Raw genomic sequence first — 14,178 nt, forward strand, 5'->3', positions numbered from 1 at the left:
AGAACCTCCTGGAAGGTCTTCAAAATAGATTCAGCTGAGACGTTGGTGCCGACTGTTTGTCCTGTGGCTTGTCATCAAGAACCGTCCTGCCGCCGATCGATGCAGAGATTGCTCGCTCGTGAGCTATCGCGGTGTCGAAATCTGCAAACGGCTGCCGATTCGCCTCGACATTACGGATCAATTGATCCAATCGCCGGAAGCCCTCAAGTTTTTCGGTGTGGCCCAGTCGAGCTGCTTCCAGAGAGCGACGCAGGATGGCGAGCGAGTCATCGTAGACCTTTAGTGGAACCGGAAAAGGGTGCCCATCCTTGCCACCATGTGCGATTGAGAAGCGTGCCGGATCGGAGAAACGGCTGGGGGCACCATGTACGACTTCGGCAATGAGAGCAAGAGATTGTAGCGTTCGTGGACCGAGACCTTCTACCAGGAGTAGCGAGGCGAAGTCTCGTAGGTCTTTTTCATGTGCGACTGCCAGGACTGCGCCTAGTCGCTCCAAATCGACATCCTTGGCACGGACATCGTGATGCATTGGCATCGAAAGCTTGCGGGCGTCGCCTAAGACCTTTTCAAAAGGACTTTTTGCAATTACAAGCAAAGCATCTCTTGCCCTTTCGGAACGGGCGTCCACCAGATTCCGAATCTCACCCTGGGGTTCGCCTACGATGGCGGTGTGTGGGTCGGACACGAAGTCCCGCACTGTAGCTGAATGCCAGTGATACCTCCGCGCTACGCGATTTTGAGCATTCATCCCCTGCTGTACAACGGCCCATTCGCCGGATCGCGTGACTACGAAGGAGTGCAGATAAAGCTGGAATCCGTCTGCAATGGCGTTGTTGTCCACTCGCGCCGTCAGCCGGCTGGTGCGTGCCAATGTATCTCCATCAAGTCCAGTCTTCATAGAAAAAGCACGAAGTTCATCCGAGGTGCGGATGGAATGTCGGCCACGACCTCCGCAGACCATCAAACCAAGATCCGAAAAACGTGGATTGAGACCACGCTTCAGTGCTCCGAGTACCGAAGTCGTGATGCCAGATGAGTGCCAATCCATACCCATGACTGCTCCATAAGACTGAAACCAGAATGGATCACTCAATCGCGTCAGAAATTCGGATTGGCCATAGTTTAAAATCACCTGCTCGGCGATGGCTGTTCCTAGCGCAGTCATGCGATTGGCCAGCCACGTAGGCACACGCCCTCCGTGGAGCGGAAGATCGGCAATGCCGGAGCGTTTCATTGGATGATATCGTATTTATTATTCGCCATTTGTTCGCTTTAAGCAATCTGATGACTGGTTAGTAGCAATGACCATCATGCAGGAGCAGTCAGCTTTATTCTTAGCGCCAACCCTGACTTCAACGCCATGCACTGAAGAATGGCAGTACCGAAAAAGGCCGAGAAAGCTCAGCGGAAAACGGACGCGAATAGAGAAAACGATGTCACTCTTTGACGATCAGGGCTAACGACTACAACAGCGGACGAGGTAATTAATTCCGTGCGCCGTCCGGTTTATCTCCTTCCCTTTGGAAGGACTAAGAAATGATCTTAACGATTACACCTTCCGAACCTCGTAGCTCTATAAAGTTGCCGACCTGCTCCAAGTCACGACGAAAATCGGTCCCCGTGAGAATTATCCCGGCTTCTGTCTCCGCATGAATCGGACTTTGACCTAAATTGAGCAACACCACCAAGCGCTGGTTCCCGTCGCTTCGTTCGTAGCATAAGAGATCTCCTAAAGTTGTGAGGACGCCCAAATGGCCACCTACCAGCATTGGGTAAGCACGCCTGAGAGCGATCAATCTGCGATACAGGTTCAGGATGGACGCTTTATCGCTTTCTTCAACCTCAACATTCACCGTCTGATGATCGGCCCCGATAGGCAGCCAAGGCCGACCCTGCGTGAAGCCGGCTTTCTCGGATGAGTCCCACGTCAAAGGAGTACGTTCGGGATCTCGTCCCATCCCGATTCCCGGCTGCCTCTTTTCCGCGGGATCTTGCACGTCTTCCGCCCGAATCAAGGCGTTCGTCATACCGATCTCTTCGCCATAATAGATCGTCAATGTTCCGGGAAGAGTGAGCAACAGCATAGCTGCTATCACGCTTTGTGAACGGCCAACTCTTGTCGCGATCCGCGCATTATCATGATTTCCCAATACCCAATTTGGCCATGCTCCATGCGGTAACACTTTCATATATTCGGAGACAACCCTGGCAATGGCTTGCGCGTTCCAGGTACATTGGAGCAGCAGGAAGTTAAACGGCAGATTTGCTCCGTTCAAATCCAGTCCGTAGTAAGTCATCAAATCTTTTAAGGGGAGATATATCTCTCCTATCAGGACGCGTTCGGGATAGCTGTCAATCAGAGATCGCATCTCTGCGACGACCTCGTGCACCTCGGGCCGGTTGGAGTTGTATATCGTTAGCAAGCTGTTGCCGGAGGATTGAGTTGCACTGAACTCAGGATTCGGTGGATTGTCGCGATATTGATCGTCCTTGATGATGAGCCACATGACATCAACGCGAAATCCGTCCACACCTTTGTCCAGCCAGAACCGGAGCACGTCGAACATAGCCGCGCGGACATCAGGGTTACGCCAGTTCAGATCCGGTTGTTCTTTTAAAAAGGAGTGATAGTAATACTGATTCGTGCGTTCATCCCACTCCCAACCCGAACCACCAAAGTTGCTCCTCCAATTGTTCGGTTCATCGCGCCACAAATACCAATCTCGTTTCAGATTCTCACGAGAAGATCGACTCTCTATAAACCAAGGATGTTGATCGGAAGAATGATTGGGAACGAAATCGAGGATTAACCTGAGATTTCGGCGATGTGTTTCCTCGAGAAGGCGATCGAAATCCTCCATGGTTCCGAAAATTGGATCAATGCTGCAATAACCAGCGACGTCATATCCGAAATCAGCCATGGGAGATCGATAGATCGGCGCTACCCAAATAGCGTCGACACCGAGTCGAACCAGATAATCCAGGCGCTGGATGATGCCATCCAAATCTCCGATGCCATCCTCGTTGCTATCTTGAAACGATCGAGGATAGACCTCGTATATCACTGCGGATTGCCACCAGACAGGATTGTGCATCTAATGTTGCTCCCCGGGGAAAATTTCGAACTGAAAGATTGCTCGCATGATCAATGACCTCTGGTACAAGAACGCAGTTATCTATTGCCTTTCAGTCGCAACTTATATGGATGCAAATGGAGACGGCTGCGGCGATTTTCAGGGACTAATGCGCCGTCTGGATTACCTGCAAGGACTGGGTGTCACTGCGATTTGGCTGATGCCGTTTCAACCATCTCCCTGCAAGGATGATGGGTATGATGTCGCCGACTACTACGGAGTCAACCCTCGCTATGGGACGCTCGGCGACTTTGTCGAGTTCACGCATGGTTGCAAACAGCGTGGATTGCGCGTGCTGATCGACCTGGTGGTCAACCATACCTCTAACGAACATCCTTGGTTCCAGGCGGCACGTCGCGATCCGCAATCTAAATATCGCGATTGGTATGTGTGGTCGAAGAAGAAGCCGAAGAATGCCGCCTCAGGAGTAGTGTTCCCCGGTGTACAGAAGTCGACATGGACCTATGATGAGGTTGCCAAGGCCTATTACTTCCATCGCTTTTACGATTTCCAACCGGACCTCAATACTTCCAATCCTGAAGTACAGGCTGAGATCCTTAAGATCATGGGCTTCTGGTTGCAACTTGGAGTCTCCGGTTTTCGCATGGACGCCGTTCCATTTGTCATTTCGCAAAAGGGTGCAAAGGTAGCCAAACCAGAAGAACACTACGATATGCTACGGACCTTTAGCCAGTTCCTAACCTGGAGAGAAGGAGAAGCAATTATTCTGGCCGAAGCGAACGTGCTCCCAGGAACCGACATGAAATATTTCGGCTCAGCTGGTGAGCGCGTGCAGATGATGTTCAACTTCGAGGTAAACCAGCACCTTTTTTATGCGCTCGCCACCAGCGATTCTCGACCCCTTGTCAAGGCGATGCGCTCGACAAAATCGAGACCTGCTACGGCGCAGTGGGGGCAATTTCTCAGAAATCATGATGAACTCGACCTCGGACGTCTAGAAGTCGAGCAGAGAGAGGCCGTCTTCAGCAAATTTGGCCCCGATCCGGACATGCAGCTCTACCAGCGCGGTATTCGACGTCGGCTCGCCCCGATGCTGCAAGGTGATCGTCGCCGACTGGAGCTCGCTTACAGTTTGATGATGACCTTACCTGGCACACCGGTGATTCGCTATGGCGACGAGATTGGAATGGGAGACGATCTCGCTCTGCGCGAACGAAACTGTGCCCGAACGCCGATGCAATGGTCAACAGAGCCGCAAGCAGGCTTCACAAAAAGTGATCATCCAGTGCTGCGTGTCATCAGTGATGGCCCCTATGGTTTTCAGCACGTCAACGTGGCCGATCAGCGCCGGGATCCGAACTCGCTTCTTAACTGGATGGAACGTATTGTTCGCATGCGCAAGGAGGTTCCCGAGATTGGCTGGGGTGACTTTTCTTTTGTCTCGGCAGGTACTCCAGAGGTCCTGGTAATGCAGTACAGCTGGCGTAATAATTCCGTCCTATGCGTACACAACCTTAGCGGCCAACCACGAGAGATTCGATTCTCTCTTCAATTTGAAGAGAAGCAATGTATGCTCGCGAATCTCTTGTCCGATGACCACAGCCAACCTGATCGGGGTGGCAAACACTCCATGCTGCTTGAACCGTACGGCTATCGCTGGTTTAGGGTTTGTGGCTTGGACTACTTGCTCAAACGATCAGACATTTAAGACCCAATGTGCGTTTAATGGTGAAAGGTGGTGTTTTGCGCCTGACTGTTGAGCTCTACCTTTTCTCTGTTGCAAGTGTGGGACTCGAATCGACCTTTTTGTCCGTCTTTTTGGAAGCAGTTAGATAGTCGGTAAGAGCCACTGCTAAAACGGGTTACATGCATTTCTGCATGTGGTCAATGATATCTGTTGGTACCGGTCAAAATGGAGGAAAAGTATAGCCAGAGTGTAGCCAATTGGCGATGACGCGATCTACCCCCGCGAGCTTCGGGCAAAGTCCGTGCATCCCTCGGATGTATTGGTCTTATGGCATTTGCAATCGTTCTTTGTCGCGGAATACCGGTCGCAATGCCTCTTGGGGTGACTACCCTAGCTTCATGCGACTAGATCCTGCTTTCGGCAGTACTTTGGGCGGGGAGAAGAAGGCGCTCCTTCATCGCGGACTAAGATAACGAAGAAGAGATTAGACGTTGGATAAAGTTTAATGACAACAAACTATAGAGGAGATTGGGAGTCTCTCATCGGGTCAACATCGCGCCTTGCGGTGAAACTCGGTCAGGATGGTTCGCGACTTCGAACCACGGTCTGAGACGAGTGACACCGCCCGGGCAACGCTCAGAGGACCTTTACCGTGATGACCTGAGAGGTGGAAGCAGTGTTGTTCGCGTCACCAGCGTACTCAGCAGTGACCTGATACGTTCCTGCTTTCACTGCCGACGAGGGTACGGAGATTGTTGCCACTCCTCCTGAGAGCTCGACCGAGCCGACAACTACCGTACCGAAGAGCAGAGTGACCTTCCCTGTCGCGGTGCCGGGCAGGTTTGGTCGAGCCACTGAGATTTTGTAGCTGCCTGATGATCCCGCATTGATCGTTGTCGGGCCGGTGAGGTTCGTGGTGGATGTGGCTTTCGTAATTTTGATGGTCTGGGTCGCGCTGACAGGTTCGTTGTAGTTGTCTCCACTGTAGGCGGCTGTCACCACGTAGGTGCCAGCGGCTATCTGTCCGAAGTTTGCCACGAAGATCGCCATACCACTGCTAACGGTAGTGCTCCCAAACTTGTAGGCAGGTGTGCTGAAGGTTACGGTTCCGGTCGGGGTTGGAGCTCCGGTTTTGCCGATCACAACGGCGAAGGTGGAATCCAGCCCCTGTGTGGTCGTCGTTGGAGTGGCGTGGAATGTGATCGCCGGCAGAACTCTGATGTCGAGCTTGTCGTTGGTGGAGACTGAGCTGACGAAAGCCGTTGAGCCGCCATAGGTGACGTGGACCTGGTAGACGCCCGGAGCGATGAGGGCGGTGGGGAACGAGAAGGTGGCCTTTCCGTCTGAGAGCGTTGCGGTGGAGACTGTCTGGCTGCCAACGACAAGACTGACGGTTCCCTGGGGAAGGTTGCTGCCTACGTGTGCGGCAACTGCTACCGTCACCTTGGCAGTCTGTCCCTGTTGAATCGTCGTCGGGGAGCTTTCAATGGTCGTGGTTGTGGGCACTTTGCTCACCTGGATTGCTGTGGTCGCTGATTCAACTCCACCGCAGGTGAACGAGTAGGCCACGCTTCCGCTTGCTACTGGAACGACGCTCTCACTGCCCGCGATCGTACGTAGGCCGGCAGATCCATTGCCTCCGAAGGTGCCATCGGAGCTGCGAGCCACGCACACGGCCGCGTTGTTGCTAAACGCATTGCTGACCGACCAAGAGAGAGAGAGCGGCACACCGACATACGCCGAAGATGTGCTGGCGCTCAACGAGATGGCAGGAGGAAGACCGGCGTTCAGCTCGTAGAGAATTCCGGAGGCAAAGCCACTTGAGAAGGTAGCTCCATAGAGGTTGCCATCCTGGCCTTCCATCACGCCACCGTAAGGACTGATTGCGAAGTCGTCGTAGGGACTTTCGAAGCTGTAGATTCTGTTTGCATTTCCGAAGGTGTCCATCTGCAACACTGTGCCGCCGGGGTTAGTACCGCCGTAGGATGGCGTGATGTACATGTAGCCGTCACCTGCGATCATCGGTCGACCAAGATCTACATCTCCACCCTCAGCAAATGGGTATGGGTACACGGACTGGCCGAGAACTGCCAGCGGGGTGAGCGTGGAATTTGCGCCGTCTGGAGTGATGCGGAAGAAAGCACCTTGTAAGTTGAGGCCGCCTCCACAGCATGACGTTCCATAAAGGTTTCCGTCCTGGGCTTCGACCAGGTCGGCCGACGGAAAGGAACCATCGATCGCGGAGTAGAAGTTTGTGAAGTTGTAAAAGGCCTTGAAGCCAGTGCCGTTGGTGTTCAGTTCGAAGGCGGTTCCCCATCCGAAGGATCCGCCGTAAGCTGCGGTCCCGTAGAGCAGGCCATCGCTGGCAAGAACCAGACCGCCGGTAACACCCGCTCCGTCTTGTTCTCCGGTAAACGAATAGAGGGTCTTGAAGGTGTTCTTCTGGTAGTTCCAGCTCCAGATACTGCCATCTCCGTAGGTTCCATCGGCAAAGGTGGTTCCGTAGAGGGTTCCCTTGCCGTCGTCGATCATGTCGCCATATGGCGTTCCGCCATGCTGAAAGCGATAGAGAGAGATAAAGACGCCCGTGGAGATGTTGTAACGAAAGAGGGATCCGCCTGCAACGGCGCTACCGGGAGCACCGAACGCAAGGGTCGTTCCATAAAGATAGCCGTCTGAGGCTTGAATCAATCCGGTCAACGGAAGACTGCCGTCCTTCGCGCAATCAAGGCTGTACAGCGTAAGGTAGGTCTGACTTGCAGGATCGAAGTTGAAGATAGTACCGCAACCGTTTTTTCCGCCCTCAGTCGTGGTGCTGTATAGCTTGCCGTCGCTGGCAAAGATTACAGGCGCATCGGGCCCCTGTCCGTCGAGGCTGGAGGGTACGTCGAAAGTATGGAGTACGGTAGGGCTAACGCCGCCCGAAAACTGCAGCGTTGGCGCGTTCGGTGTCGCTGCCTGCGACTTTGCCCCAACGCTCGTGGGCGACGCGAATTTCTGCGAACCGGGCACCAGAGCAGCTACGCCCTGCGCAAGCTTCTCTTTGACTGTCATCGGCGATTGTGCAACAGACGGCAGAGCCGCTGCGATAAGGGCGAGCATTAAGACCGGAACCTGCTTCATACGTTTCACCACTCCCTGTCATCTTCTGGAAAGGAAAGCGCGGTCGCTGTGCGTAAGTATGCGACCGCGCTTGCCAGGTTTTATTTTGTCGTTACGGTGACAGACTCGCTCGAAGAGGACGACGACGCATCCTGCGTATCTCCCAGGTAGACAGCGCTGAAAGAGTAGGCTCCTGCGGACACCACGACGGTAGAGCTTTTGATGACTGCTTTACCGCCGGACAAGGTTGCGCTGGCGACGACCTGTCCGTTTCTCAGCAACTGCACTGTACCGGTTGGGGTTCCCGGTATATTTGGCTTCGTCACGGCGATGTTCGCTACCAGCTGGCTGCCTACTACGACCGACGATGCAATTCCAAGCGTAGTGATAGTGCTGTCCTTGGAGATGGTCATCGTTTGCGAGGCAGACGCGGTGGTGTCATCGACATCCCCTCCATACTTAGCGGTCACTGCATAGGTCCCGGCTGCATATTTGCTCGTGTCGATCGAGACGATAGCTGAACCTGAGCTGAGCACGCTGCTGGTAATGGTCTGATTCCCGATGGAGAAGACAACAGAACCACTGAGAGTTCCAGCCCCGTTAGTCACAGAGACTATTAGAGTAACTGGCTCGCCATCCGCCAGTTTGGCCGGTGTTAGAGTGAATTTGACGGTAGGGGTGGTCTTCGCGACGACGATCTTCGCGACTCCGGAAACCGAAGCGGCGTACTTCTGATTCCCCTCATAACTTGCCTGAACGCTGTAGTTGGCCGCACTGAGCTTAGCAGTCGCGAAGGAGAGGTGCGCCACACCATTTGTTACTTCTGCAGTAGCAATTGTTTTCCCGCCAGAGACCAGATCAAGAATACCTGAAACCACTCCGGACGGAGTTGCAACCGAGACATCGACTGCGCCCGTTTGTCCGAAGACCAGACTCGACGGCGCGGAATCGATTGTTGTCGTTGTCACGATCTTCGGCAAGACGTCTACCGTCGCAGTTGCCGTTTGCGAGCCTCCACATGTCAGTGTGTAGAGGATGGTTCCGGACGTAGCCGGCTCAACCGTCATATTTCCGGCGATCGACTTCTGGCCGACGAAGCTGCCATCAGAGCTCGAAGCGAAGCATACCTTAGCTGAATCACTGAAAGCATTCGTCACGCCCCATGTGAGCTTGACCATCTGATCTACGTCCGAAGTCGTTGTGCTTGCAGTCAGCGTCATTGCAGGCGCAATGCCGGCTTCGATCTTGAAGATGTCACCGTTCTGGTTTTCGGCGCCAGTGATGGTGCCACCCCAGAGGTTCCCAAGCTGGTCTTCCAGCACTGCAGCGGTGGGAGTTCCGGAAGTATCGCTGGCTCCGAGTGCGGCGAAGTCATGTACGTCAGTGAAAACGCCTGCTGTTGTGAAAGCCATCAACTGGCCGTAGCCGGTCGGCCCTCCTTGCGGACCGACCACGTAGAGTCTTCCGTCACCGCCAAGTGTCGGGGCCCCGTGCTGTGGATTTGTACCCTGACCGGCGCTGAGGCTAAAGGCGTAGACCTGCGTGTAAGTGGGGTTGCCTCCATTTGGCGTGATCTTGTATAGCGTGCCGCAGCCGTTGCTGTTGTCATTCGCCGAGCAGTCCTTGCCCCCAAAGAGAGTGGTGCTATAAAGCGAGTGGTCCGATCCTTCGACAAATCCCTGAACCGGAGAGTATCCGTCAGTGGCGCTCGCTCCGAAGTTATGAATCACCTTGAAGTCGGTTCCCTGGACGTCGACAGACCAAGCCACGCCGTCGCCGAAACCCGTACCGGTGTGGTCCGTTGGGCCACCGAAGCGGGAAGTACCGTATATTCTGCCGTCGCTCGCAACAAGGATCCCACCCCAAGGATGCTGCCCATCGACGCCATTCTTGAAGTCGTAGACATCGACGTAGGAGTTGGTCTTGTAGTTCCACGAGAAGATATTCCCAAGGCCGTTCAGTCCGTCGTACGAAGTGCTTCCATATAGATGGCCCTTGGCATCATCGATTAGCTGACTGTATGAGCCACCTCCGACGACAAAGTTGTAGACGGTAGTGAAAACCCCCGTGGAGAGGTTGTACTGGAAGATCGTGCCGCGATAGTTAGCACCCCCCGAATCGGTCACTCCGTATAGGTTTCCATCAAAGGCTTCCATAAGCGATGTGACAACGGTCGCGCCGTCGGGCGTAAATCCGAAGTTATGGATGTCGGTGTAGGTGCCATCCGGAGTCAGCTTGAACAGTACTCCGTTCATAAGCGTGCCGCCCGAGACAGTTGCGCCGTAGAAGTTACCGTCGCTGGCGAGCATTAGGCTGTTGGAAGAGCCCGTGCCGTCCGGCGCGCAGCTTCCACCGCAGTGATAGGCTCCTTCAAAGCTGAAGACATCCACGATGGAAGGCTGGGTATAGGCAGAGGTGGAAGCTTCCGGCCTGCTCTGCAGCGCTGCGGCCGGCAGGGCAGATGCGGCAAGGATGGCTGCGGCGGTAGTGGCTTGGATCAGTCGATGAATCATCTTTCGAAACCCCCGGGAGATACTGTTTCAATGCCGATGTTGTGATCACTTATCCTTACCGCGTCGCAGCGCTGGCGGCTGCGACGACGGTGAGGGTGAAGGTCCTTGTAGACGGCTGGTTGGTAGCGTCGCCGCTGTACTTTGCGATCACGCTGTAGGTGCCTGGTGTGAGGCCCGCGGTGTTTACGGAGAGCACAGCACTGCCGGAGCTCAGACTGAGAGTTCCGAGTGACTTGGTTCCGAGGAGGAACGCGACCGTACCCGAAGGAGGCACTGTCGAGCAGCAAGCATGTGTCACGACCGCTGTGATAGACACCAGAGAGCCTTCGGCTACTGGATTCGCGCTGGAGGTGAGGGTTACCTCGCTCAGCGCCTTGGTCACAATTACAGTGAGGGTTGAAGAGTTGGAGGCGGCATCCGAACCATCTCCTGCATACTTGGCGATTACATCGTAGGTTCCCGCAGGAACGCCGGTCAGCACCTGCTCGTAGACAGCTTTGCCGGTACTGTCCAGCGTCGCTACACCTTGTGTGCTCTGCAGCAGAGTACTGGAGTAGAAGTGTACGGTTCCTGTCGGAACGCCTGTGTAGCCTGCAGGACGCGCCACGTTGGCAACCAAGGTTACCGTGCCGCCCGCTTCTACGGAGCTTGTACCACTCGGTACCACGGTGGTTGCCGCCTTGGTGACGATCAGTTTTTCCGCCGCTGAGACCGAAGACTCGTAGGTGGCGGAGCCGCTGTATACCGCAACCACTGAGAAGGTGCCCGCCGCATACGTGGTCGCGGGTAGGCTGATCGAGCATGCTCCCTTCGCGAGTGTGCAGATTCCCTTCGAGACACCGCCTGAGGTGAAGGTGACAGTACCGTCGAGCGTGCCTGTGGCACTCGAGACCTTCGCAGCGAAAGTGATCTTGGAAGAGCCTGCTGCCAAGGTCGAGGGCGAGACGGTCAGCGCCGTCGCGTTGACTACTGTGCCAGCCTTGATCACCTGAAGGGTCGTCTGCGCGGTGGCTGGCGCGTAGTTTTCATTCGTGGACGAGTACGTCGCCGAGACTGCGTAAGCACCGACAGCCAGCGTACCCGGCGCATACGTGTAGCTCGCTACCTCGGTGCAGCTTCCGCCGGACGAGCATCCGCCAGTTGGCTCGAGGGTTGCCGTTCCTAGCGTGGTGCCTCCGATCGCGAAGGTCACTATACCCGTGGGGTAGGTGCCCGATCCGCTGACCGTTGCCTGGTAAGTGATGCTCGCGGGCCCGTGTTCGAAGACATAGGAGGCGACGCTTGAGTTAAGCGCCACGGTCGCCTTGAAGGGCGATGCGCTACCGTAGGCCTTCGCGAAACCCTGTGCCAGATTCCATGCATTGACTGACCCGATGCCGGTTGCGAAGTCCCAACCAACGTTGGTGCCGTAGGTGACTTTGTAAGATGCATCTGTTACTGAGTCCACTCCTACCGGGGCACCTGCTGGAGCGTTGATGTTGAGGTCGTTGGCGATGCCGAAGCAGTCGAACGCAAGCAGAGTCTGCGGGTTGTAGTAAGTGCAAGGCGTATTGATATCGCCCCGGGTGACGTCATGGAAGATGCAGGCGCTTGTGCCGCTCGCACCCTTCGTCGAGTTACAGGCAGAGTTGCCGGCCGAGCCGTACTCCGTGCTTGCCAGCGAGTAGTACAGGTAGTTGGGATTACCTGCCATCTCCTTTGTGTAGCTGTTGATCAGGGTCTGAATGCCGGCCATCATCGGCGAGGAAGCTGAGGTCCCTCCTGCGCCAGACCAGGTATCGGGCGTTCCAGTGCAGGGTTCGGTTCCATACTGCGCCTCTGCCGGATTCGAGGCACAGAGCACGATGTAATGGCCCCAGACACCGTTCGAAGCGAAGAGTGAGACGTCCGGAATATCGCGCACGTGATCGTTCGGATTTCCAACGATCTTCTGCCAGGAAGGCTTAGGTTGGCCTATGCAGGTGCCGTCGGCTACGCCGCTGGTCGCAGAGGTGCCGCTAAAGCAATTGCTTGGGCCTCCGCTGCCTGCGACCGTGTCGATGTACTCGAATGTGTTTTGAGGCGTAAGAGTGGCCGCCAGCGGGCTTCCGCAAAAACCGCTTGGGCCATAGCTCTTCGGATATCCCAGGAAGGACGCAACCAACTCACTCGCGCAGCTGTCATTCCACGGGATCTCGGGGATGTAGCTTTTGGCGGAGGCGTAGTCTGCATTGTTGGTAGCGTTCCAGTAGGTCGTCCGAGTGTGATCGTACGTATCGCCAAAGTCGGTTCCACCTACGGCCACATTGTAGGGCGTGGTGGCATACCCGCTGGTGTCGACGCCGTAGTACGAGACCGGATTTCCATCATCGCAGGCGCGTGCCCCATCGTCCCCGCTTGAGACGAAGATCGACACACCTCGGGCTGCTCCATGCTGGTAAGCATAGGAGAACGCAGCGTTGCTTGCCGCTCCGTTGCCAACTTCGCAAAAGCCATAGCTCATGCTGAGTACCGGAACTGTAATCTTGCTGGCGGACACAAGATTTTCAATCGCGATCAACCCGCCGAACGTGCTGTATCCGTCCTGGCAGGCCTCCACGACTACGTTCGCGCCGGGAGCCATGGCAGAGGCATATTCCACATCGAGAGCTACCTCAACGTCGGTCCCGTCGTTGTAATCTCCCGGCTGGCCACAGAAGAGTGCACCAGTGGGAAACGAGGTCGTCTGTTTGCCGCCATATTTGGCCAGGCCAAAGGTATCGACAAACGTCGTCCAATCCGGTGAGGTTCCCGTGCCCTCGGGATCGTACGCGGTCTCGTCCTCGATCAGTCCAATGGTTTGGCCTTTCCCGGTTGTACCGGCAGCCAGCAATGGCGTCGTGTTGTAGATTGTCTGCGCGTCGCCGGGCGTGAAGAGATACGAACTGCCACTACCGTTGGGAGCGGTATAGTCCGGTCCAGAGCCTGTTGTCGCTCTGCTCTCTTCCGCGGTCACCTTACGGCGCGTCACATGATCGGCATGAGGCTTGAAATCGCTCAGTGAGGTCGGCCCTACGACTACGCTTGCGAGCGATGCCGGGATCTGCGGGTCGGACATGTTGGCGACGTGTCTCTCGCCCCCAGGAAGTTCCAGCCGATGGATGTCAGTATGGAAGGCATCACGCACCATGGATGCGGTTCCGGAGAAGTCAACCACCATTCCGTCTGGCGTGATACCTCCAATAGTGAAACCATGACCTGCGAGCCATGCCGTGACCTTCGCCACATCGCTCGCGCTAACTCCAAACTGCTCGTCGAACTCCTGCTCCGAGAGCCAAGAGTGATATGACGCGCTACCCGGTGTCTGCATTTGGTCCATGGCCTTCTGAAGTGCCGCCTCCTGCTCGGGTGAACGCTTGAGCTGTAGCAGCATGTGGGGCATTGAGAAATCAGCTGCCACAGCGCCTCGATCGTTGGCGGAATCGCGTGCGGCGCGGTGGGTGTTGCCTTCCAGTGTCACCAGGACGCGCTCATTGATCTGGGCGGTTATACGTGCGCGAGCGGAGACCGAACCTGGCACAGCAGCGCCCCAAGCGTAGCTGGTGAATGCGAGAACAGCGGCAATGACGGCTTTCTTCATGACTCCCGTTTCCTCAAATCTGAGCTTCAGTATTAGTGCGTGTAGCGTCGCGTGGCCGCGGCGATTCGGACGCCGAACCTGGATAAGTGGTGGAGTGTCGTCTCTTAAGTAGGGCTGGAAGAATAAGACCCTGTAAAATTGATAAATCTCCCATGAAACTTTGCCAAGCCCTCATTCGTAGCC

At 55.5% G+C, this 14,178-nt stretch carries 6 protein-coding genes; 1 reads left to right on the plus strand and 5 read right to left on the minus strand.

Annotated features, from left to right (window positions below):
* Positions 1–19: 19 nt before the first annotated feature.
* Positions 20–1,234, minus strand: a complete 1,215-nt coding sequence (locus HDF14_RS01360; RefSeq protein WP_183972821.1) for a DUF763 domain-containing protein — start codon at positions 1,232–1,234, stop codon at positions 20–22.
* A gap of 295 nt (positions 1,235–1,529) precedes the next feature.
* A complete protein-coding gene (locus tag HDF14_RS01365) occupies positions 1,530–3,095 on the minus strand; it encodes an alpha-amylase family glycosyl hydrolase (protein WP_183972823.1) in 1,566 nt (521 codons plus the stop codon).
* Positions 3,096–3,141: 46 nt separating this feature from the next.
* Here HDF14_RS01365 and HDF14_RS01370 point away from each other — a divergent pair, with 46 nt between their 5' ends.
* Entirely contained in the window at positions 3,142–4,803 is a 1,662-nt protein-coding gene (locus HDF14_RS01370) for an alpha-amylase family protein (RefSeq protein ID WP_183972825.1), read from the plus strand.
* 615 nt (positions 4,804–5,418) lie between these two features.
* On the opposite strand, the gene HDF14_RS01375 is transcribed toward HDF14_RS01370, so the two are convergent.
* The 3 genes from HDF14_RS01375 to HDF14_RS01385 form a co-directional block, all read right to left on the minus strand.
* Positions 5,419–7,905, minus strand: coding sequence for an Ig-like domain-containing protein (locus HDF14_RS01375; protein WP_183972827.1), 2,487 nt, complete (start codon positions 7,903–7,905; stop codon positions 5,419–5,421).
* An 80-nt stretch (positions 7,906–7,985) separates the two neighbouring features.
* Positions 7,986–10,397, minus strand: coding sequence for a choice-of-anchor tandem repeat GloVer-containing protein (locus tag HDF14_RS01380; RefSeq protein ID WP_183972829.1), 2,412 nt, complete (start codon positions 10,395–10,397; stop codon positions 7,986–7,988).
* A 55-nt stretch (positions 10,398–10,452) separates the two neighbouring features.
* A complete protein-coding gene (locus HDF14_RS01385) occupies positions 10,453–13,995 on the minus strand; it encodes an Ig-like domain repeat protein (protein ID WP_183972831.1) in 3,543 nt (1,180 codons plus the stop codon).
* Positions 13,996–14,178: the final 183 nt, after the last annotated feature.

Source organism: Tunturiibacter gelidiferens (assembly GCF_014201335.1).
Classification (GTDB): Bacteria; Acidobacteriota; Terriglobia; order Terriglobales; family Acidobacteriaceae; genus Edaphobacter; species Edaphobacter lichenicola_E.

Excerpts from the sequence above, each read along its gene's own strand:
- HDF14_RS01375 (WP_183972827.1), bottom strand. The coding sequence starts at position 7,905 with ATGAAGCAGGTTCCGGTCTTAATGCTCGCCCTTATCGCAGCGGCTCTG.
- HDF14_RS01365 (WP_183972823.1), bottom strand. The coding sequence starts at position 3,095 with ATGCACAATCCTGTCTGGTGGCAATCCGCAGTGATATACGAGGTCTAT.
- HDF14_RS01385 (WP_183972831.1), bottom strand. The coding sequence starts at position 13,995 with ATGAAGAAAGCCGTCATTGCCGCTGTTCTCGCATTCACCAGCTACGCT.
- HDF14_RS01370 (WP_183972825.1), top strand. The coding sequence starts at position 3,142 with ATGATCAATGACCTCTGGTACAAGAACGCAGTTATCTATTGCCTTTCA.
- HDF14_RS01380 (WP_183972829.1), bottom strand. The coding sequence starts at position 10,397 with ATGATTCATCGACTGATCCAAGCCACTACCGCCGCAGCCATCCTTGCC.
- HDF14_RS01360 (WP_183972821.1), bottom strand. The coding sequence starts at position 1,234 with ATGAAACGCTCCGGCATTGCCGATCTTCCGCTCCACGGAGGGCGTGTG.